Below are 20,450 nucleotides of genomic sequence, written 5' to 3' on the forward strand. Positions count from 1 at the left end.
GATGAGCCAGGTAGAGTTAAACGGTGAGTTATTCACATTAGAGCGGTTCCCACCTAACGCTGAAGAAGAAGCGCTTCAGGCATGGGAAGCGGCGGATGAATATCTGCTGCAACAGGTGAATGACGTCGACGGCCTGACGCTCATCTTCAACGACGGCTTCGGCGCGCTCGCCTGCGCGCTGGCGGCGCGCAACCCGGTCAGTATCAACGATTCCTTTATTTCCGAGCTGGCGGCCCGCCACAACCTGCGGATGAACGGTATCGATGAAGAGAGCGTGCGCTTTCAGGATAGCCTGAGCCCGCTGCCGGCCGCGCCGGGGCTGGTGCTGATTAAGGTGCCAAAACAGCTGGCGCTGCTGGAACAGCAGCTGCGCGCGCTGCGCGAAGTGGTGACGCCGGAAACCCGCATTATCGCCGCGGCGAAAGCCCGTGACGTGCACAACTCGACGCTGGCGCTGTTTGAAAAAATCCTCGGAACCACGACGACCTCGCTGGCGTGGAAAAAAGCGCGTCTGATCCACTGCGTTTTCACCGCCCCTGAGCTTGCCGATGCGCCGCAAACCTACAGCTGGAAGCTGGACGGCACGCCGTGGACCATCCATAACCACGCCAACGTTTTTGCCCGCAGCGGACTGGATATCGGCGCGCGTTTCTTCCTGCAGCATTTACCGTCTGATTTAGAAGGCGAGATCGCCGATCTCGGCTGCGGCAATGGGGTGATTGGCCTGCAGGCGCTGGCGCAAAACCCGAATGCGCGGGTCATGTTTACCGATGAGTCGCACATGGCGGTAGCTTCCAGCCGGTTGAACGTCGAGCGCAACCTGCCGGACGATATCGCACGCTGTGAATTCATGGTCAACAATTCGCTTTCCGGCATTGAGCCCGACCGGTTTACGGCGATTCTGTGTAATCCGCCGTTCCATCAGCAGCACGCCATTACCGACCATATTGCCTGGCAGATGTTTAACGATGCCCGCCGCAGCCTGAAATATGGCGGCGAGCTGTATGTCGTCGGCAACCGCCACCTCGATTATTTCCGTAAGCTGAAGCGCGCTTTTGGTAACTGCACGACGATTGCGACGAACAATAAGTTTGTCATTTTGAAAGCAACCAAGGTGCGTAAGCAGCGCTGATTCTTGTCGCTGCTTCCCCCCGGCTTGCGGCTGTCGCCTTAGCCGGGCTACCGGCTGAAGCGCGCGTTTGGTAACTGCACGACCATTGCGACGAACAATAAGTTTGTCATTTTGAAAGTAATGAAGGTGCGTAAGCAGCGCTGATTCTTGTCGCTGCTTCCCCCGGCTTGCGGCTGTCGCCTTAGCCGGGCTACCGGCTGAAGCGCGCGTTTGGTAATTGCACGACGATTGCGACGAACAATAAGTTTGTCATTTTGAAAGCAACGAAGGTGCGTAAGCAGCGCTGATTCTTGTCGCTGTTTCCCCCGGCTTGCGGCTGTCGCCTTAGCCGGGCTACCTTTCGGGATTATCGTGGTAGCCCGGGGAAGGCGCATCGCGCCGCCCCCGGGACACGGCTAAATCGCCAGCGCCAGTTTTGTGCCCTGGGCAATCGCCCGGCGCGCATCCAGCTCCGCCGCCACGTCGCAACCGCCGATGAGATGCACAGTTTTCCCCGCCGCGCGCAGCGGATCCGCCAGTTCGCGGCGCGGTTCCTGACCGGCGCAGATCACCACCTGATCGACCGCCAACAGTTGGCGCTCGCCGCCGATAGTGACATGTAACCCTTCATCATCGATCTTTTCATAGCTGACCGCCGGGATCATTTTCACGCCGCGCGCCAGCAGCGTCGCGCGGTGGATCCAACCGGTGGTTTTGCCGAGCCCTTCGCCCGGTTTGCTGGCTTTACGCTGCAGCATCACAATCTGTCGCGGGCTTTTACTCAGTTGTGGGCCCTCAGGACTCAGCCCTCCCGCCGTTTGCAGGCTGGTATCGATACCCCATTCGCGGCAGAACTCGCCGATATCCTGGCTGGTGGCCGCGCCCGACTGGCTTAAATACATCGCGGTGTCGAAGCCGATGCCGCCGCAGCCGATAATCGCCACCTTCGCGCCAACCGGCGCTTTGTCGCGCAAGACATCCAGGTAGCTCAGCACCTTAGGATGATCGATCCCGGCGATCGCCGGCAGGCGCGGGGCGATACCGGTGGCGAGGATCGTCTCATCGAACGCCAGCAGATCGTCTGGCGTGACGCGGGTGTTCAGGCGCAGATCGACACCATGAAGATCGAGCATGGTGCGGTAGTAACGCAGCGTCTCGTGAAACTCCTCTTTGCCGGGGATCTGTTTGGCGATATTAAACTGGCCGCCGATCTCCGGGAGCGCATCGAACAGCGTGACCTGATGGCCACGGGCGGCGGCGTTAACGGCGAAAGCCAGGCCGGCAGGCCCGGCGCCGACCACCGCCAGCCGTTTAGGCGCGTTGGCAGGCTGGACCGGCATCAGGGTTTCATGACAGGCGCGCGGGTTGACCAGACAGGAGGTGACTTTGCCGACGAAGATCCGATCGAGACACGCCTGGTTGCAACCGATGCAGGTGTTGATCTGATCGGCACGATCGTTCTGCGCTTTCGACATAAATTCGGCGTCGGCGAGGAACGGGCGGGCCATCGATACCATATCGGCATCGCCGCGGGCGAGAATATCCTCCGCGACCTGCGGATCGTTGATGCGGTTGGTGGTAATCAGCGGGATCGACACTGCGCCTTTCAGCTTGCGGGTGACCCAGCTGAACGCCCCGCGCGGTACCGGCGTGGCGATGGTCGGAATGCGCGCTTCGTGCCAGCCGATGCCGGTATTAATGATTGTCGCCCCTGCCGCTTCGATGGCTTGGGCCAGTTCGGTGACCTCCGCCAGCGTGCTGCCGCCGTTGACCAGATCGAGCATCGACAGACGGTAGATGATAATGAAATCGTGGCCGGCGCGCTGGCGCACCGCCTTAACCACTTCAATGGCGAAACGCATGCGCCTGGCATAATCGCCGCCCCATTGGTCGTCGCGCTGGTTGGTGCGCGCGGCGAGAAATTCGTTAATCAGATAGCCCTCAGAGCCCATCACTTCGACGCCGTCATAGCCCGCTTCGCGCGCCAGCTGGGCGCAGTGGGCAAAATCATCGATCAGCGTAAGGATCTCCTCGTGGCTCAGTGCATGGGGCGTAAAACGGTTGATCGGCGCCTGTAGCGCCGAGGGGGCCACTAGCGCGGGCTGGTAGCTGTAGCGCCCGGTGTGCAGGATCTGCAGGGCGATTTTGCCGCCTTCCTGATGTACCGCGTCGGTAATATGACGATGGTGCGCCAGATGGCTGGCATCGTTGAGTACCGCGCCGCCGGCCATGGTGACGCCAGAGGGCGCCGGGGCGATGCCGCCGGTGACGATCAGCGCCACGCCGTGGCGGGCGCGCTCGGCGTAAAAGGCCGCCAGCCGCTGCGCGCCGTCCGGCAGCTCTTCCAGCCCGGTGTGCATTGAGCCCATCAACACGCGGTTTTTGAGCGTTGTGAAGCCCAGCTCAAGCGGGGCGAAAAGCGACGGATAGCGGCTCATAGTGGCTTCCAATGTAAAATTATTGTTATGTGGTCGGATGAGTTACTAATTTAGCCGTCGCGGAGCAAAAGGGAAAAGGGGAGTGCGGTGATTGTGATGGAATTCAAAGAACGGAACACGTTGTCCCTCACCCCGACCCTCTCCCAAAGGGAGAGGGAGAAAGGCGGATCGGCACCTATATTTAAGGCCTGCGCCGAACGGTTCCCGCTCAAAGGGCAAGGAGAAAGGCGGACTGGCACTGGTATTCAACGCTAGTGCCGAACGGTTCCCGCTCAAAGGGCGAGGGGGAAAGGCGGATCGGCATCGGTATTCAAGGCCTGTGCCGAACGGTTCCCGCTCAAAGGGCAAGGGGAAAGGCGGACCGGCACCGATATTCAACGCTAGTGCCGAACGGTTCCCTCTCCCACCGGGAGTAATGCCAGTCAGTTAAGCAACTGACTGGCCCTTTCTCAGGGCGGTGGTGTATTTCTGAGGCCTCTCTTTCACCACCCTTGGGAAGACCCTTTCCCTCCTTATCGGTAACTTGACTAACTGCCCCATACTTTCAAGATCACGCATCAACTCCGGGATACGACCCGGTGAAGCGCCCTGCAACGTCATTAGCATCCGCATCACCATCCCGCAGGACTCTGAGAAGCTCAGCTGATTTGGCCAGTATCCTTTCAGTTGCCCTGCCATTTTAATCATCTGATATCTCACCAGATTATAAGCCAGCAACACGCCCCACAACTCCTGCTCCACAAGCTCCGGCTTTTTACTTCTCAGTGTCAACCTGCTCAGTTGCATCGTCTGCTTTATCTCCCGGTAACCCAGCTCAATTTCCCAGCGATAGCTATACAGATCCGCCATTTCCCCGCCGGGGTAGCGCATGGCGTCCGTCATCGACGTCAGCAGATGGCAGACTTTTCCTTTGCGCGTGATGGTCAGCAGGCGGGCTGTCATCTCATTTCCCAGACCCGGCCACTTTTTTCGTGCCTGCGGGCTGGTTTTCAGCTTCACCAGGTGGTCGCCTTTACCCAGTTTTCTGACCTCTTCGTACTGCGCGCCTTTTTTCAGAGGGATCAGCCAGTGCCGGTGTTCTCCCGCCTGGTTCCATGCGTTCAGCAGACCCAGTGAGTAATAGCCTTTATCCATTAGCGTCAGGGTGTTATCGCCGGTTTGCTCTATAAGTTTCTCCGCGAGCGCATTTTCGCTGTCTTTCATCGTGCCGAAGGCTGCTGCCGTCAGCAGATGGCTGGTCAGCTCCATCTGGCAGACCATTTTAACCTGTGGGTAGAGTGCCGGGTTTCCGCCATGCGTCTGGCGGGGGAAGGCGATATCGTTCTCTGGTGTGTCCGGTGTGCGCCAGAACACACCATCAATGGCCAGCAGGGTCAGGCCGCACCAGTGTGGATGCGGCGTGGCGTTATGCCAGAGCTGTGCTGTCTGCGAGAATACGCGGCGGACGGCTTCGCTTCCCAGACGCTGACGGGCCTGGATCACCGCGCTGGGGGCGACGAAGGGACGACTGCCCGGCAGCATGATGTCCAGACGGTTGACGATCTGATGAAGGGGTTCTTTACGTTCAAGCGCCATGCCGACAATGCACCAGACCATCATTTCCAGCGGCAGGCGACGCTTGCGCAGGGTGACGGTACCGGCTTCGGCCAGACAGCGGGAAATGAGTTCCGGGTCCAGATAGTCGCCCAGAGAAGTCAGTGGGTTACGCAGAGAATCGTAACGGGATACCAGATCAAGAGCCTGTCCAATGTGCATAAAAAAATCCGGAAACGGGTGAGCATTTCCGGATTCTTACACAGCCACTGGATCGATCAACTGATCCTTAACTGATCGGCATTACTCCCACCGGGAGAGGGTTAGGGTGAGGGGACTACGCGCTGGCGGCGCTCCAGACCCGGCGCCTGCCACATCGACGTTGTCAGCCCGCTATCCACCAGACCCAACTGATCGGCGTACACCGTTTGCCACTTGCTCATCATCTCCTGATACAGCTCGCGATGCTGTGGATTAGGAGTGAACTCGCGGTGCCAGCTCACTAACCGTTCTCCTGTACTGGCCATATCGCCATACAGTCCGGCGCCGGTTCCGGCGGCGATGGCGCAGCCCAGAGCGGTGGCTTCGCGGACCACCGGCACCCGCACCGGCAGGCCGGTGACGTCGCTGAGGATTTGGCTCCACAGCGCGCCTTTAGAGCCGCCGCCGGCAAACACCAGGCTCTCGAATGTCACGCCGGAGAACTGCGAAATCTGCGCCAGGTTACAGGCGGAGACAATCGCCGCGTTCTCCTCCAGCGCGCGGAACAGGGTCGCTTTGTTGCACTTCTCCGGATCGATGGAGAGGTTAATAAACGACGGCGCGGCGTGGTACCACTGCTTAAAGTGCATAGCGTCGGAAAAAATAGGCATCACGCCGTGGGATCCGGCGGGTACGCGGCTGGCCATCTCCTCCAGCAGCGAATAGGCATCAACGCCGAGCCGCTCGGCAATCAGTTTTTCTTCAGCGCAGAAGGCGTCGCGGAACCAGCGCATGGTCAGCCCGGTAAAGAAGCTGATCGATTCCGCCTGCACCATGCCGGGAATGACATGAGGATTAACGCGAATATTCATCTGCGGATCGGTACGCACCTGCGGCAGGTTGACCACCTGCTGCCAGAAGGTGCCGCCGAGTACTGCGGTTTGCCCGGCACGCACCACCCCAAGGCCCAGGCAGCCGAGCTGGACGTCGCCGCCGCCCATCACCACCGGTGTCCCGGCGCGCAGGCCGCTCTGCTGCGCCGCCGCTTCGGTGACGGCGCCCAGCAGGGTACCGGTCTCTTTGACCGGCGACAGCATATCGGCGCGCAGTCCGGCCATATCCAGCAGCGCCGGACGCCAGTCGCGGCTGAACAGATCGAGCATGCCGGTGGTGCCGGCGTTTGACGGGTCGACCGCCAGCTCGCCGGAAAGCTTCGCCGCCAGCCAGTCGCTGATCATGGTGATGGTTGCCGCTTTGCGGTAGATATCGGGGCGGTGGTGCGCCAGCCACAGCAGGCGCGGCATGGCGCTTAGCGCCAGGGTTTGTCCCGAGACCTCGTACACCTCGGATTCAAACCGATAGTCGTGGATCTCCTTAAGCTCCGCCACTTCGCGGCTGGCGCGGGCATCGACGTTGGCGCAGGCCCAGATGGCCTCGCCGTCGCGGTCATAGAGGACGATCCCTTCGCGCATCGAACAGCAGGCGACGGACTGAATATCGGCGGCAGAGAGTCGGGCGGCGTCGAGCGCCTGGCGAATGCACTGGCAGGCCAGCTGCCAGTTGGTAGTAAGGTCGAACTCCATCGAGCCGGGGACGTTATCAACGCTCAGGTGTTTCCATTCGGCCTGGCCTACCGCCAGCTGGCGGCCATTAAGATCGAAAATGACCGCCCGAATGCTGCCGGTCCCGGCATCTAACGCTAACAGGTAACTCATGACATGCGCCTCGCTGTTGTCGCGCGGCGCCAGGCCGTCAGGAGGCCAGTGCGAGCACCGCGCGTGCTGTTGTCTCTTCCGTTACCAGGCCATTAATGCGCTTGCCAATCAGAGCGGCATGAATCGCCTGCGCTTTTTGTTCTCCCCCGGCGACGCCGACGATGGTGGGCAGCTGCGCCAGCTCATCAAGGGTTACGCCGAGGAGTTCCCGATGGATCTCCAGCCCTTCTACCGGCCGGCCGTCGGCCTGCAGGAAATAACCTAAAATGTCGCCGACCGCGCCTTTGCGCCCGTACATCAGCTGTTCGCCCTCGCTGATATAGCCGGAGCGTAAAATGGTGGCGTCGCGCCGCTGATCGATGGCGCCAATGCCAACCACCGCCGCGTCCGCCGCCATCGCCGCCAGCATCACGTCGCGCACGCTCGACTCGCGGCGCAGGATCTCGGCGACCTCCGCCGAAGAGACCCGCAGCGGCGCCGGAATAATGCTGACGTTGCAGGCGGCATCAAGCTGGCCGATGCCGGTCATATAAGGGCCGACGCCGCCGGAGAGGGTCACCAGCCGCACCTGCTGCGAGCCAATAAATCCGCTGAGATGCTGCAGGCAGCTCATGGTGGCTTCGCCGAACCCGACCGCCAGTAGTTGACCCGGTTGCAGAATGCCCATCAGCGACTGCGCCGCGCCGATCCCCAGCCGGGTATTCATCGGCGGGGTATTGAGCGCCGGCAGCACGCGGGCAAGCTTGAGGCCAAAACGCTGCTGGAGTTCGCTTTCCAGCGCCAGACAGCCCTCATAGCGCGAGTTGATCTGCACGCGGATCACTCCGGACTGGCGGCCTTTCTCCAGCAGGCGGGAAATCTTCAGCCGTGGCAGCCCCAAACGCTCGCCGATGTCATTTTGCGTCAGGCCGTCGTGGTAGTAACACCACGCCACCCGCGCCACCAGCTCTTCCTCGGCTAACGCCAGCCCGGCGTAGCGGTTCTCTTCCGTAATGCGTTTTTCGCTCATAAATTGAACTCTTATAAAAATTTAGATCATATGTTCGCTATTGCGCGGTCGGAAAGTGTGAGCCGACTGGCAAAACGGATCTTTCATCGCTGGCGCATTTATTCCTGACTATCTAAAGCACCAAAGTGTGATCTTCGCACGGTTGTAAATATAGTTCACCGTCTACGCTTTTGAACATTATTAAATTTAAAAATCATTTGTTCAATTGAGGCGTGATGATGAAGCCACTGTTTGAAGCTCGTCAGATTTGCAAACAGTTCTCCGGCGTTGCGGTGCTGAAGGGCATCGATTTCACGCTAGGCGCGGGCCAGGTGCATGCGCTGATGGGCGGCAACGGCGCGGGTAAATCAACGCTGATGAAGATCATCGCTGGCGTTGAAACGCCGGACAGCGGTGAACTGACGCTCGGCGACCGCGCGTTTGCGCGTCTCAATCCGGCGCTAGCGCATCAGTTAGGCATCTATCTGGTGCCGCAGGAGCCGATGCTGTTTCCCAACCTCAGCGTGCGCGAGAACATTCTCTTCCGCCTGCCGAAGCGGGCGGATACCGTCGCGCGGTTGCAGGACAAACTGCAGCAGTTGAACTGCCAGATCAACCTCGACGCCAGCGCCAGCACGCTCGAGGTAGCCGATCAACAGATGGTCGAGATCCTGCGCGGGCTGATGCGCGAGGCCAGGATCCTGATCCTGGATGAACCCACCGCCTCTTTAACGCCGGGTGAAACCGAGAGACTGTTTAGCCAGATCCGCGCGTTACAGGCGCTGGACGTTGGGATCGTCTTTATCTCACATAAATTGCCCGAAATCCGCCAGCTTGCCAGCCATGTGTCGGTGATGCGCGACGGGGCGGTAGTGCTGAGCGGCGAGACCGCAACTTACCGCGATGAGCAACTGATTAGCGCTATGACGCCGGCCAGCCGCGACCATACGCTGAGCGACACGCAAAAGCTGTGGCTGTCGCTGCCGGGCAACCGCCGTACGCAACCACAGGATTTTCCCGTGCTGCGGGTGGAAGATCTCACCGGCGAAGGCTTTATCGATCTCAATCTGGAGATCCGCGCCGGTGAGATCGTCGGTCTGGCCGGGCTGGTGGGATCCGGGCGCACCGAATTTGCCGAAACCTTATACGGCCTGCGTCCGCCGCGCGCCGGGCGGATCTGGCTGGAGAATCGCGAGATCAGCCGCGACAGCACCCGCGCCAGGCTGGCCAGCGGGTTGGTCTATCTCCCGGAAGATCGTCAGGTCTCGGGGCTGTTTCTCGATGCGCCGGTGCGCTGGAACACGGTGATGTTCAATCAGCCGTCGTGGTGGCAGCAGGGGAAACGGGAGGCGGCGGTGGTTGAACGCTATCACCGGGCACTGGGGATCAAGCTGGCCGATGGCGATCAGCCGGTGCGCACTCTCTCTGGCGGTAACCAGCAGAAGGTGCTGCTGGCGCGCTGTCTGGAAGCTAATCCGTTACTGCTGATTGTCGATGAGCCGACGCGCGGCGTGGATGTCTCCGCCCGCGCCGATATCTATCAACTGCTAAAAAGCGTTGCCGCGCAAAACGTGGCGGTGTTGATGATCTCCAGCGATCTGGATGAGTTCGTTGGCCTGGCCGACCGGGTGCTGGTGATGCATCAGGGCCGCTACAGTGGCGAACTGGCGCGGCAGGCGGTGACCGTCGATCGCATGATGACCCTGGCCTTCGGAGGGCAGGCATGAAAACGTTACTGAAGAATCGCGAACTGAGTGCCTTCTTTGCCATCGTGGCGCTCTTTGTTGTGCTGGTGGCGCTCAATCCAGCCTATTTCAGCCTGCAGACCCTGGCGATGATTTTCGCCAGCTCGCAGATCCTCTGCCTGCTGGCATTGGGCGCGACGCTGGTGATGCTGACCCGCAATATTGATGTGTCGGTAGGCTCGACCGTTGGGCTGTGTGCCATCGCCGTCGGCGTGGCGCTGAACAACGGTTACGGGCTGGCGACGGCTATCGCCTTCGCGCTGGCGATTGGCGCGCTGGCCGGGGCTTTTAACGGCCTGCTGGTCGTGGGACTGCGCATTCCGGCGATCGTCGCGACGCTCGGTACGCTGGGGTTGTATCGCGGAGTGATGTTGCTGTGCACCGGCGGGAAATGGATCGAGGGCTTGCCCGACAGCCTGAAATCGCTCTCGGAGCCCGCGTTTATTGGCGTGTCGCCGCTGGGCTGGCTGGTGCTGGCGCTGCTGCTGGCGGGCGCCTGGCTGCTGTCGCGTACCGCCTTTGGTCGTGATTTTTACGCCGTTGGCGATAATCTTGCCGCCGCGCGTCAGCTGGGCGTGGCGGTCAACCGCACGCGGATGCTGGCCTTTACCCTCAACGGTATGCTGGCGGCCTGCGCCGGGATCGTCTTCGCCGCGCAGATTGGTTTTGTGCCTAATCAGACCGGCAGCGGGCTGGAGATGAAAGCCATCGCCGCCTGCGTACTGGGCGGGATCTCGCTGCTCGGCGGCACCGGCACGCTGCTCGGCGCGTTTCTCGGCGCCTTTTTCCTCACCCAAATTGACACCGTACTGGTGCTGTTCCGCCTTCCCGCCTGGTGGAATGACTTTATCGCCGGCCTGGTGCTGCTCGGCGTGCTGGTGCTCGATGGCCGCCTGCGCCAGGCGCTGGCCCGCCATCAACGGGCGCTAAAGTACAGCCGTTTCCAGCCCGGTAATAAAGGGGGCAAACAGGTTGCCCGCTTTCCCGAACGCAAAAGCAAAGAGGTGGCTTAAATGAAGCTGAAGCTTAACTGGGAAAGCGCGCTGCTGGCATTGCTGATCGCGGAAATCCTGCTATTCGGCGCGTTGAATCCGCGCATGCTGGATCTCAATATGCTGCTCTTTAGCACCAGCGACTTTATCTGCATCGGCATTGTCGCGCTGCCGCTGACGCTGGTGATCATCAGCGGCGGGATCGATATTTCGCTGGGCTCGACCATCGGCCTGTGCGCCATCGCCCTCGGGGTGATGACCCAGGCGGGCTGGCCGCTGTGGCTCGCGGTATCGCTGACGTTGCTCTTGGGACTGCTGTGCGGGTTATTCAACGCCGCGCTGATCCACTACACCGGCATCAGCCCGCTGGTGATCACGCTTGGTACGCTGTATCTGTACGGCGGCGGCGCGCTGCTGCTTTCCGGGATGGCCGGCGCGACCGGTTACGAGGGGATTGGCGGTTTTCCCGATAGCTTCACCGCCTTCGCCAATTTAACCCTCGCCGGACTGCCGCTGCCGCTGGTGCTGTTCGCGATTATCAACTTTTTCTTCTGGCTGCTGACCCATCGCGGGCGCTTTGGCCGCCACCTCTTTTTACTCGGGCAAAACCCGCGCGCCGCGCGCTATGCCGCGCTGTCGGTGAACGGCATCCCGTACGTGCTGTATGGCCTGGTTGGCGTCGCCTCGGCGGTCGCGGCGCTGGTGATGGTCTCCTATTTCGGCTCGGCGCGTTCGGATTTAGGCCGCGACCTTCTGATGCCGGCGCTGACCGCGGCGGTGCTCGGCGGGGCCAATATTTACGGCGGCTCGGGATCGATACTGGGTACCGCGCTGGCGGCGTTGCTGGTGGGGTATCTGCAACAGGGTTTACAGATGGTCGGCATCCCCAACCAGGTGTCGAGCGCGCTGTCAGGGGCGCTGTTGGTTGTGGTGGTGATGGGGCGTTCGCTGAGCCTGCACCGTGAATGGGTGCGCGCAACCTGGCGGCGTCTTTTCTCGCATAAAACAATCGGAGCATAAAATGAAATTAAAACTGATCGTGCTGGCGCTGACGATGAGCGTGGTTACCGCGCAGGCGGCGGACCGCATCGCCTTTATTCCTAAGCTGGTTGGCGTCGGCTTCTTTACCAGCGGCGGCAACGGCGCGAAAGAGGCGGGGAAAGCGCTGGGCGTGGATGTCACCTATGACGGCCCCACCGAGCCCAGCGTCTCCGGCCAGGTGCAGCTTATCAACAACTTCGTCAACCAGGGCTACAACGCGATTATCGTCTCCGCCGTCTCGCCGGACGGCCTGTGCCCGGCGCTGAAGCGGGCGATGCAGCGCGGGGTAAAAGTCCTGACCTGGGATTCCGATACCAAACCGGAGTGCCGCAGCATCTATATCAACCAGGGCACGCCGCAGCAGCTCGGCGGCCTGCTGGTGGAGATGGCGGAAAAGCAGGTCAGCAAACCTGCCGCCAAAGTGGCGTTTTTCTACTCCAGCCCGACGGTGACTGACCAGAACCAGTGGGTGAAGGAAGCCAAAGCCAAAATCGAAAAAGAGCATCCGCAGTGGCAAATCGTCACCACCCAGTTTGGCTATAACGATGCCACCAAATCGCTGCAAACCGCCGAGGGGATCTTAAAAGCGTATCCGGATCTCGACGCCATTATCGCGCCGGATGCCAATGCGCTGCCGGCGGCGGCGCAGGCGGCAGAGAACCTCAAGCGTCAGGGCGTGGCGATTGTCGGCTTTAGTACGCCGAACGTGATGCGCCCGTACGTTGAGCGCGGCACGGTGAAAGCGTTCGGCCTGTGGGATGTGGTTCAGCAGGGCAAAATTGCGGTTAACGTCGCCGATCGATTGCTGAAAAAGGGCGATCTTAACGTAGGCGATAGCGTTGAGGTGAAAGATATCGGCTCGCTGAAGGTCGAACCGAATAGCGTGCAGGGCTACCAGTATGAGGCGAAGGGCAACGGTATCGTGCTGCTGCCGGAGCGCGTGGTGTTCAGCAAAGAGAACATCAATAACTACGACTTCTGACGGAGGATGAGATGGCTGATTTAGACGACATCAAAGAGGGTAAGGACTTCGGTATCGACCGCCCGCAGCAGAACACGCTGTATACCCTGAAAGGCTGCGGCTCGCTGGAATGGGGCATGCAGTCGCGGCTGGCGCGCATCTTTAATCCGCACAGCAACCGCACGGTGATGCTGGCCTTCGATCACGGCTACTTCCAGGGGCCAACGACCGGGCTGGAACGTATCGACCTGTCGATTGCGCCGCTGTTTGCCGACACCGACGTGCTGATGTGCACCCGCGGCGTACTGCGCAGCCAGGTACCGGCGGCCACCAATAAGCCGGTGGTGCTGCGCGCCTCCGGCGGCAATTCGATTTTAAGCGAACTCTCCAACGAATGCGTGGCGGTGGCGATGGAAGACGCGCTGCGTCTCAACGTATGCGCGGTGGCGGCGCAGGTTTATATCGGCAGCGAATACGAACATCAGTCGATCAATAACATCATCAAACTGGTGGATGCCGGCAATCGCTACGGTATGCCGGTCCTGGCGGTTACCGGCGTCGGCAAAGAGATGACCCGCGACGCGCGCTACTTCTCGCTGGCCAGCCGGATTGCCGCCGAAATGGGGGCGCAGTTTGTGAAGACCTATTTCGTTGAGGAAGGCTTTGAAAAAGTGACCGCCAGCTGTCCGGTGCCGATCGTCATCGCCGGCGGTAAAAAACTGCCGGAGCATGAGGCGCTGGAGATGTGCTGGCGGGCGATCGACCAGGGGGCGTCCGGGGTGGATATGGGGCGCAATATCTTCCAGTCCAGCGCCCCGCGCGCGATGCTGAAGGCGGTGAAAAAGGTGGTGCATGAGAATCTGAACGCGCGCGAAGCGTATCAGTTCTGGCAGGAAGAAAAACAGGGAGAGCTGAAATGAACGTAACGCTGGTGGAGATCAATATTAAACCCGAGCGGGTGGATGAGTTTCTCGAGGTGTTTCGCGCCAACCACGAAGGCGCGCTGCGGGAACCGGGCAACCTGCGCTTCGATGTCCTGCAGGATCCAGAAGTGAAAACCCGCTTTTTTATCTACGAAGCCTATAAAGACGATGAGGCGGTGCAGGCGCATAAGAAGACGCCGCACTATTTAGCCTGCGTCGAAAAGCTGGAGGAGATGATGTCGCAGCCGCGGCAGAAACGCAGCTTTATCGGCCTGTTACCGCAGGTGTGAGGGTTTTCCTTCACCCTCTCCCTCTCTGAGGGAGAGGGTGAAGAGCACTTTATTATGTCTCTTCAACCGAAACGCGCAGGGCCGCCAGCGCCTTGCGCGCCGCCTTCAGTACCTGTTCGCACTGCTCAAGGGTGAGCGTCAGCGGCGGTTCAATGCGGATCGTCTTGGCGTTGTTTAACGTCCCGGCGACCAGCACCCGCTGTCTGAACATCTCGCTGGCAAAGTCGTAGCCAATCTCGTTATCGACAAACTCAATGGCCATCAGCATGCCTTTCCCGCGCACTTCATTCACCAGGTCCGGATACTCCTGCGCCAGCAGGCGGAAACCGTCCAGCAGCATATCGCCTTTCTGCGCCGCCTGCGCCGGCAGGTTTTGCGTCAGCAGCACGTTGATCGTCGCCAGCGCCGCCGCACAGGCCAACGGGTTGCCGCCGAAGGTGGTGGTGTGCAGGAACGGGTTATCGAAGAGCACCGAGAAGACCTCTTCCGTCGCCACCGTCGCGCCGATCGGCATCACACCGCCGCCGAGCGCTTTCGCCAGACACAGAATGTCCGGCTGGACGTTCTCATGCTCGCAGGCGAACATCTTGCCGGTGCGGCCCATGCCGGTCTGCACTTCGTCGAGGATCAGCAATGCGCCAAACTCGTCGCACAGTTTACGCACCGCCGGCAAATACCCCGTTGGCGGGAGGATCACGCCCCCTTCGCCCTGAATCGGCTCGAGGATCACCGCCGCGACGTCGTCGCCGGTTTTCTTGCACTCGCTCAGCATGGTGCGCATGGCGTTGATATCGCCGAACGGCACGTGGCGGAAGCCCGGCAGCAGCGGCATAAACGGCTTGCGGAAGGTCGACTTGGCGGTGGCCGACAGCGCGCCCAGCGATTTACCGTGGAAGGCGCCGCTGGTGGCGATGAAAGTAAATTTACCGCGCGGCGACTGATAGGCTTTCGCCAGCTTGATGGCCGCCTCTACCGATTCGGTACCGCTGTTGCAGAAGAAACTGTACTTCAGTTTACCGGGCGTTAACGCTGCCAGGGTTTTCGCCAGCATCGCGCGTAGCGGATCCAGCAGCTCCTGGCTGTGAAGCGGTTGTTTCGCGAGTTGATTCTCGACGGCGGATACCACAACTGGATTACGGTGCCCTACATTGAAGATGCCAAACCCACCAAGGCAGTCGATAAATTCCTGTCCCTGGGTGTCGACAAGCGTATTTAACCCTCCCGCTTGCCACTCTACGGCTCCGTAATCCCCGCCGGCTGTGACCGATTTTCGATACTCTAAAAACCCCGGATTCACATGCTCTTTAAAGTATTCCCTGACCTCCTGGTTAAGTGCTTTCATTTCCTCATGATCAAGCGTGCGCTTTTCAATGAGATTCAGTGCGTGTGCGCTGCAGGCCAGAGCCGATGCGCTGGAAGGTAACCTGTTCAAAATGTGCTCCTGGGGCGGACGTATCACACGATACTGGATTAAGTATTGCAGGGATTACGCCAGTTCGGCAGAAGCGGTGAAAATCGGGATAAATGCAAGGTAAAAGACGAAATGTGTAAAATTTAATCTCATTGCGCCACTATTGGCACGTTTTATTCCTGAGCTGACGAGATTTTCTGCCTGGCGGCAATGAACGGGGCGATCCGCCGTGGTGCGGACTGCCCCAGCGCGGGGCAGCCGATGGTGAAAAAAGAGGCTTAGTCGAGCTGAGAGATCTCCATTGCTGCCCGGTCGATAATGCCGATGATCTGCTTGAGCTGGGCGGCACTGCTGGCCTGCTGGTTCACTTTCAAATCGAGGACCGCTTTGAAATTCTCCAGCGCGCGCTTCATCTGCGGATCCCGGCGCAGCTCGCAGCCGACCATCCGCGCCTGCAGACGCTCCTGGATATGGGCCAGGTGCTCCTGGTTCTCGGCGTGCAGCTGTTTTCCTTCCTCGCTGATAACGATTTTTTTGCGTCCGTTGTCGTCTTCCACGCTGATAAGGCCCTGGTCCTGGAGCAGATCCAGCGTCGGGTAGATCACCCCCGGGCTGGGGCTGTAGTTCCCCTGGGTGAGGGTTTCGATCTCTTTGATCAGCTCATAGCCATGGCTGGCGTTGCGGCTGAGGATATCCAGAATGATCAGCCGCAGTTCGCCATGGCCAAAGAAACGCTGGCGACGTCCGCCGCCGCGGCGGCCATGGTCGCCGTGTTCGCTGGGATCACCGTGGCGCCCCCGTGGCCCACGCCCGTCTTCATGATGATGTCGCATCGCTAACTCCTGTGTTTTTTTTGATATATCTAATTTATATCTAAAATTTTAATCTTAGCAATGGTATGGGGTATTTATTTTTTATTATGTTGATTTATAAGTAATTATTTAAGTATCTGGAATTTTAGTGCGATTTACTTTTACTATATCAAAAAAAGACTTGCATTCTTTTTAGTTGGCAATCATTATCATTTGCATCAAGTTTAGATATATCTATTTACCGTTCACGAAGGCAATCGATGATGACAAAAACCAAAGCAGGCAAGTACCCGCAGCGTGTCCGCAATGAGCTGCGTTTCCGTGAGCTGACGGTGCTGCGCGTGGAGCGCGCAGGCGCGGCGTTCCAGCGTATCGTGCTGGGAGGCGAGGCGCTGGAAGGCTTCGCTTCTCACGGCTTTGACGACCATACCAAGCTTTTTTTCCCCGAGCCGGGTGCGGCATTTACTCCGCCGCAGGTAACCGAGGAGGGGATTGACTGGGGGGAAGGTGTGCGGCCTGCCACCCGCGACTATACGCCGCTGTACGATGCCGAACGACACGAGCTGGCTTACGATTTCTATATCCACGATGGCGGTATCGCCAGCCGTTGGGCGCTGGAAGCAAAAGTGGGCGATAAGCTGGTTATCGGCGGCCCGCGCGGCTCGCTGGTGGTGCCGGAAGATTATGCCTGGCAGCTGTATGTTTGCGATGAGTCCGGCATGCCGGCGCTGCGCCGTCGTCTGCTGGGATTACGCCAGCTGCCGGCGAGGCCGCAAGTGACGGCCATCGTTACTATCGCCGATGCGTCGTATAAAGATTATCTGGCGGATCTCGACGGCTTTAACATCGAGTGGGTGGTAGGCCACAACCCGGCGTTCGTCGCCGAGCGTCTGGCGCAGGTGAAGGTGCCGGCGGAGGATTATTTCATCTGGCTGACCGGCGAAGGCGCGGTGGTGAAATCGCTACTGGAACGCTTTGAAGACGAGAGTATCGATCAGCAGCTGGTGCGTTCCCAGGCATACTGGCACAGCAAGTAAAAAGCCATCGTGGTAAAACCCGGATAGCGGCTTGCGCCTTATCCGGGCTACGGTTGGCGCCGATTTGTAGCCCCGGTAAGCACAGCGCCACCGGGGGAGGCTTAGCGTTCCGCCAGCGCTTTAAACACCATCGCCACCGCGTGGGCGCCGGGGTCCATGTTGCCGAGCAGGCTGTCGCTGTTGAGATAGGACGCTCGTCCGGCGCCGGCTTTGCTCGACTGGCAGGTGCGATCCGCCCCGGCCTGCGCCGCAGCAAAAGCGGTCTGCAGGTTCTCCGGTTCGGCCAGCAGCGCCGCCAGCGCCGGCTGCAGAGCGTCGATCATCGTCCGGTCACCTTCCTCGGCGCCGCCGTAAAATTTCATCTGCTCCAGACCGGCGTTCAGCGCCTCGGCCACGCTGGCGCCTTGCTCCAGCTTCTGCCCGGCAGCGGTGAAGAAGATCGACATCAATACCCCGCTGGAGCCGCCCATCACCACCGTCAGGCGTTCGCCGATCAGCGCGAACAGCGTTGGCAGATCGTTCAGCGGCAGCTGCTGACGCTCGAGCCGCTCGGCAATCTCACGCGCCCCGGCGGCGAAGGTGGAGCCGGTATCGCCGTCGCCTACTTTGGCATCCAGCGCGTTGAGATGTTCTTCAAGATCGATGAGGGCGCCGGTCACCTGCGCCACGTAATCGCCCACCTGTGGGTTGGCCGAGGGCGTAAAATCCACCCGAGCGCTGTCGAGGGTGGACGGCACGACGTTGATAATCCGCGGTTGCACCGGCTGCGGCCAGCCGGCGGTTTCCACATCCGCCAGCAGCGCTTTCTCAATACTCTCCTCCAGCACGATGGCGCTCAGCGAGAAGCCTTTCATATCGAGGGCTGTCACCAGCGAGGCCGGGCCTATCAGCCAGTCAATGCGCGCCTGCAGCGGGGTGTTGGCCAGCTCGCGGGTCAGGATCGCCATCTCGGCCACCGACACGCCGCCGAGGTTATTGAGCATCACCGCCAGGCGGCCGGTTTCCGGCAGGGCGGCGGTCAGTTTTTCCACCATCAGGTTGACGACTTCCGCACTGTTTTGCGTGGCGATCGTCGAGGCGCCCGGCTCACCGTGGATACCCATTCCCAGCTCGGCGTGGCCGGCCTGATGGCGCGGGGCGCTTTCCGCTTCCTGCGGCAGGTGGCAGCTGGCCAGCGCCACCCCGATGCTGGCGGTGTGGCTGGCGGCGTACTGCGCTTCGCGCAGGACGGTGGCGAGGTTATAGCCGCGCTCGGCAAAATAGCCCGCCACCTTATGGACGAACAACGTACCGGCGATGCCGCGCGGCTGTTTGTTATCCGGCAGCGAAATGTCGTCGCCGACGATCAGCATTTCAACGTTGTAGCCGAGACGGCGCGCTTTCTCCGCCGCCAGGCCGAAGTTAAGCCGGTCGCCGGTGTAGTTTTTGACGATCAGCAGGCAGCCTGCCTCGCCGGTCACCGCCTGAATGGCGGTAAGCACCGCGTCGACGCTCGGCGAGGCGAACAGATCGCCGCAGACTGCGGCGGTCAGCATGCCTTTACCAATAAAGCCGACGTGCGCCGGTTCATGGCCGGCGCCGCCGCCGGAGATCACCGCCACGTTGTTTTTATTCAGATCGCGACGGACCACCACCCGGATCGCCGGGTCGCTCTCCAGCCGGGCGAGGTTATTCCACGGGCTGGCGATAATGGTACCCTCAATCACATCGTTGACGAGGCTGGCGCGCTGGTTAAAAAAGAATTGAGACATAGTGGTTCCTGAAGAGTAAGCGAAAACTCACCCTCCGGAGGCAGGCCTCCGGAGCGGTAACGGTCAACGTGAATTTTAGTCACGGATAAGGCGCTGGTGGCGCATATCGAGCGCGATAGTCTCGCCGGGCTGTACGTTGTTCAGCGCCTCGCCCTGCTGGCACAGCCAGGCAATTCCTGCGGCGCGGGCGATAATCGCGCCGTGAGCCTGTTCGCTGCCATCGCGCAGGCACAGGCCTTTAACGAAGCTGGCATCCAGCTGTAAGACGGTTGAGGGATAAATGTTGTCGGCGATAATAATCGTTGGCTCGCCGGGCGCCGGCACTCTCTCCTGAACGCCCTGCAGATGGCGCAGGGTACGCTGCAGAATATCTTCGATATCGATGTAACGCGCCTGCAGGTAGGGGTCATCCAGCTGGCGATACTGCTGGCTGAGCTCCATCAACACCTGATGCCATGCCCATTCCGCCGAGCATTGTTCGGTGAGCAGACGATCGTTGGCGGCATCAAACAGATCGTCATCGTCGAGCAGGGTATGGTGCCCGGCGAAGATCGCCGCGATATCGGCGTTAAATTTGTTTTCCGCCAGCTCGGTCAGGGCGATAAGATCCGCCAGCGTCTGGTCAATGGCCTGGCGCAGGCGCTGCTGCTCGCGGGCGGCATCAGCGGCAGCCGGGTGAACCGGCTGGATCAGGGCCAGCGGGTAGCGCAGGGCAGCGCCTTCGACGCGCTCGGGCGTGGCCGGATCCTCAGCTGGTTGCGCTGCAGGTGATTCACCGAAGTTATCGGCGGCCAGCGCCTGAAACGCCGCCAGCGCCGCGTCGGCATCCGGACCGCGGGCCAGCAGGCGCAGCTTATCGTTGCGGCGTACCTGCAATAGCGCGATTTGGTTGAGGCTGTCCGGTTTGACGCACTTCCCGTTTTTCTCCAGCAGCAGTTCGGCGTTAAAGCCCGCCAGCGCGGCGACCAGCTTTGACGCCGGACGCACGTGCAGGCCGTTGTGATTGTTAATAATGACTGAAACCGATTTTGTGTCGCCGTCGTCAGCAAGCGTTGGGGCAGTGATGGCGTCAGGCGTATGCGAAGGTAAACCCAGCTGAACCCGCTTGGCCTCCAGGGCGTTCATGGCATCGGCGATCACTTTGTCAATCCCGGCGCCGGAGGCGGCGCTGACGGTGGCCGCCAGCGTCCCTTCCACCAGCGGCGCGGCGCATAGCCGCACCTTCGTGGCAATCGCCGGATCGAGCAGATCGAGGGCGGTTTCGGCGCTGAGCAACGCGCTGCCGATATCCATCATCACCAGCACGTGATCGGTATCGGCCACGGATTCGATCGCCTCCATGACTTTAAGCGGATCGGTGCCGATCGGGCTGTCGGGATCGTCGATCCCGGCGGCGATCGCCAGCTTGCAGCCATCGTTGATTAACATCTGCCGGGCCAGTTCTCCGACACCTTCGCCCAGCCGGGCGCTATGAGAAACAATAACCAGGTTTACCATCGCG

At 60.4% G+C, this 20,450-nt stretch carries 16 protein-coding genes and 1 pseudogene; 9 read left to right on the top strand and 8 right to left on the bottom strand.

Going from position 1 to position 20,450, the window contains the following annotated elements; translation table 11 throughout:
- The first annotated feature begins 1 nt into the window (after position 1).
- A complete protein-coding gene (gene rlmG / locus B8P98_RS03230) occupies positions 2–1,132 on the top strand; it encodes a 23S rRNA (guanine(1835)-N(2))-methyltransferase RlmG (protein ID WP_095032707.1) in 1,131 nt (376 codons plus the stop codon).
- Between the two features lie 194 nt (positions 1,133–1,326).
- Positions 1,327–1,419: pseudogene (locus B8P98_RS31975) on the top strand (hypothetical protein); the annotation flags it as partial.
- A gap of 108 nt (positions 1,420–1,527) precedes the next feature.
- On the opposite strand, the gene B8P98_RS03235 reads toward B8P98_RS31975, so the two are convergent.
- The 4 genes from B8P98_RS03235 to lsrR all read right to left on the bottom strand — a co-directional run bounded on the left by B8P98_RS03235 (position 1,528) and on the right by lsrR (position 8,007).
- A complete protein-coding gene (locus B8P98_RS03235; RefSeq protein WP_080897342.1) occupies positions 1,528–3,549 on the bottom strand; it encodes an NADPH-dependent 2,4-dienoyl-CoA reductase in 2,022 nt (673 codons plus the stop codon).
- A gap of 426 nt (positions 3,550–3,975) precedes the next feature.
- Complete coding sequence (locus B8P98_RS03240) at positions 3,976–5,304, bottom strand: IS4 family transposase (protein WP_080896980.1); 1,329 nt, start codon at positions 5,302–5,304, stop codon at positions 3,976–3,978.
- 101 nt (positions 5,305–5,405) lie between these two features.
- Positions 5,406–6,998 carry an autoinducer-2 kinase gene (lsrK, locus tag B8P98_RS03245; RefSeq protein WP_032733842.1) on the bottom strand — a complete coding sequence of 531 codons (1,593 nt, stop codon included), beginning with the start codon at positions 6,996–6,998 and terminating at the stop codon, positions 5,406–5,408.
- A gap of 37 nt (positions 6,999–7,035) precedes the next feature.
- Positions 7,036–8,007, bottom strand: coding sequence for a transcriptional regulator LsrR (gene lsrR, locus B8P98_RS03250; RefSeq protein WP_095032708.1), 972 nt, complete (start codon positions 8,005–8,007; stop codon positions 7,036–7,038).
- Between the two features lie 218 nt (positions 8,008–8,225).
- Here lsrR and lsrA point away from each other — a divergent pair, with 218 nt between their 5' ends.
- Genes lsrA through lsrG form a run of 6 tightly spaced genes read left to right on the top strand, consistent with a single transcriptional unit; the run spans position 8,226 to position 13,938 of the window.
- Entirely contained in the window at positions 8,226–9,713 is a 1,488-nt protein-coding gene (gene lsrA, locus B8P98_RS03255) for an autoinducer 2 ABC transporter ATP-binding protein LsrA (RefSeq protein ID WP_095033605.1), read from the top strand.
- The gene (gene lsrC, locus B8P98_RS03260) at positions 9,710–10,744 is read left to right on the top strand and encodes an autoinducer 2 ABC transporter permease LsrC (protein WP_095032709.1); all 1,035 of its coding nucleotides are present in this window, start codon (positions 9,710–9,712) and stop codon (positions 10,742–10,744) included. The genes lsrA and lsrC overlap by 4 nt, the downstream gene beginning before the upstream one ends.
- Positions 10,745–11,743, top strand: coding sequence for an autoinducer 2 ABC transporter permease LsrD (gene lsrD, locus B8P98_RS03265; protein WP_095032710.1), 999 nt, complete (start codon positions 10,745–10,747; stop codon positions 11,741–11,743). It begins immediately after the preceding gene.
- Between the two features lies 1 nt (position 11,744).
- Entirely contained in the window at positions 11,745–12,746 is a 1,002-nt protein-coding gene (gene lsrB, locus B8P98_RS03270; protein ID WP_025710578.1) for an autoinducer 2 ABC transporter substrate-binding protein LsrB, read from the top strand.
- An 11-nt stretch (positions 12,747–12,757) separates the two neighbouring features.
- Positions 12,758–13,645: a 3-hydroxy-5-phosphonooxypentane-2,4-dione thiolase gene (gene lsrF / locus B8P98_RS03275; RefSeq protein WP_095032711.1), complete on the top strand. Its 888-nt coding sequence runs from the start codon at positions 12,758–12,760 to the stop codon at positions 13,643–13,645.
- A complete protein-coding gene (lsrG, locus tag B8P98_RS03280) occupies positions 13,642–13,938 on the top strand; it encodes a (4S)-4-hydroxy-5-phosphonooxypentane-2,3-dione isomerase (protein WP_025710576.1) in 297 nt (98 codons plus the stop codon). Before lsrF ends, lsrG begins: the two co-directional genes overlap by 4 nt.
- Before the next feature lie 52 nt (positions 13,939–13,990).
- Here the strand turns inward: lsrG and ygjG are convergent, their stop codons facing one another.
- Both ygjG and B8P98_RS03295 read right to left on the bottom strand, forming a co-directional pair.
- Positions 13,991–15,370, bottom strand: a complete 1,380-nt coding sequence (gene ygjG, locus B8P98_RS03285) for a putrescine aminotransferase (RefSeq protein ID WP_025710575.1) — start codon at positions 15,368–15,370, stop codon at positions 13,991–13,993.
- 257 nt (positions 15,371–15,627) lie between these two features.
- Positions 15,628–16,182, bottom strand: coding sequence for a PadR family transcriptional regulator (locus B8P98_RS03295; protein ID WP_023298241.1), 555 nt, complete (start codon positions 16,180–16,182; stop codon positions 15,628–15,630).
- 239 nt (positions 16,183–16,421) lie between these two features.
- Between B8P98_RS03295 and B8P98_RS03300 the strand changes: the two genes are divergently transcribed.
- The gene (locus B8P98_RS03300) at positions 16,422–17,198 is read left to right on the top strand and encodes a siderophore-interacting protein (protein ID WP_025710574.1); all 777 of its coding nucleotides are present in this window, start codon (positions 16,422–16,424) and stop codon (positions 17,196–17,198) included.
- Positions 17,199–17,299: 101 nt separating this feature from the next.
- On the opposite strand, the gene B8P98_RS03305 is transcribed toward B8P98_RS03300, so the two are convergent.
- On the bottom strand, positions 17,300–18,949 hold the full coding sequence (locus B8P98_RS03305; protein WP_025710573.1) for a glycerone kinase: 1,650 nt from the start codon (positions 18,947–18,949) through the stop codon (positions 17,300–17,302).
- A gap of 75 nt (positions 18,950–19,024) precedes the next feature.
- Positions 19,025–20,446 carry a dihydroxyacetone kinase phosphoryl donor subunit DhaM gene (gene dhaM, locus B8P98_RS03310; protein ID WP_025710572.1) on the bottom strand — a complete coding sequence of 474 codons (1,422 nt, stop codon included), beginning with the start codon at positions 20,444–20,446 and terminating at the stop codon, positions 19,025–19,027.
- Between the last annotated feature and the right edge of the window lie 4 nt (positions 20,447–20,450).

Origin of the sequence: Klebsiella quasivariicola, from assembly GCF_002269255.1 — a bacterium.
Lineage (GTDB): Bacteria > Pseudomonadota > Gammaproteobacteria > Enterobacterales > Enterobacteriaceae > Klebsiella > Klebsiella quasivariicola.

What these genes read in the sequence shown, in the direction of transcription:
- rlmG (WP_095032707.1), top strand. Translation starts at nt 2, where the DNA reads ATGAGCCAGGTAGAGTTAAACGGTGAGTTATTCACATTAGAGCGGTTC.
- B8P98_RS03235 (WP_080897342.1), bottom strand. Translation starts at nt 3,549, where the DNA reads ATGAGCCGCTATCCGTCGCTTTTCGCCCCGCTTGAGCTGGGCTTCACA.
- B8P98_RS03240 (WP_080896980.1), bottom strand. Translation starts at nt 5,304, where the DNA reads ATGCACATTGGACAGGCTCTTGATCTGGTATCCCGTTACGATTCTCTG.
- lsrK (WP_032733842.1), bottom strand. Translation starts at nt 6,998, where the DNA reads ATGAGTTACCTGTTAGCGTTAGATGCCGGGACCGGCAGCATTCGGGCG.
- lsrR (WP_095032708.1), bottom strand. Translation starts at nt 8,007, where the DNA reads ATGAGCGAAAAACGCATTACGGAAGAGAACCGCTACGCCGGGCTGGCG.
- lsrA (WP_095033605.1), top strand. Translation starts at nt 8,226, where the DNA reads ATGAAGCCACTGTTTGAAGCTCGTCAGATTTGCAAACAGTTCTCCGGC.
- lsrC (WP_095032709.1), top strand. Translation starts at nt 9,710, where the DNA reads ATGAAAACGTTACTGAAGAATCGCGAACTGAGTGCCTTCTTTGCCATC.
- lsrD (WP_095032710.1), top strand. Translation starts at nt 10,745, where the DNA reads ATGAAGCTGAAGCTTAACTGGGAAAGCGCGCTGCTGGCATTGCTGATC.
- lsrB (WP_025710578.1), top strand. Translation starts at nt 11,745, where the DNA reads ATGAAATTAAAACTGATCGTGCTGGCGCTGACGATGAGCGTGGTTACC.
- lsrF (WP_095032711.1), top strand. Translation starts at nt 12,758, where the DNA reads ATGGCTGATTTAGACGACATCAAAGAGGGTAAGGACTTCGGTATCGAC.
- lsrG (WP_025710576.1), top strand. Translation starts at nt 13,642, where the DNA reads ATGAACGTAACGCTGGTGGAGATCAATATTAAACCCGAGCGGGTGGAT.
- B8P98_RS03295 (WP_023298241.1), bottom strand. Translation starts at nt 16,182, where the DNA reads ATGCGACATCATCATGAAGACGGGCGTGGGCCACGGGGGCGCCACGGT.
- B8P98_RS03300 (WP_025710574.1), top strand. Translation starts at nt 16,422, where the DNA reads ATGATGACAAAAACCAAAGCAGGCAAGTACCCGCAGCGTGTCCGCAAT.
- B8P98_RS03305 (WP_025710573.1), bottom strand. Translation starts at nt 18,949, where the DNA reads ATGTCTCAATTCTTTTTTAACCAGCGCGCCAGCCTCGTCAACGATGTG.
- dhaM (WP_025710572.1), bottom strand. Translation starts at nt 20,446, where the DNA reads ATGGTAAACCTGGTTATTGTTTCTCATAGCGCCCGGCTGGGCGAAGGT.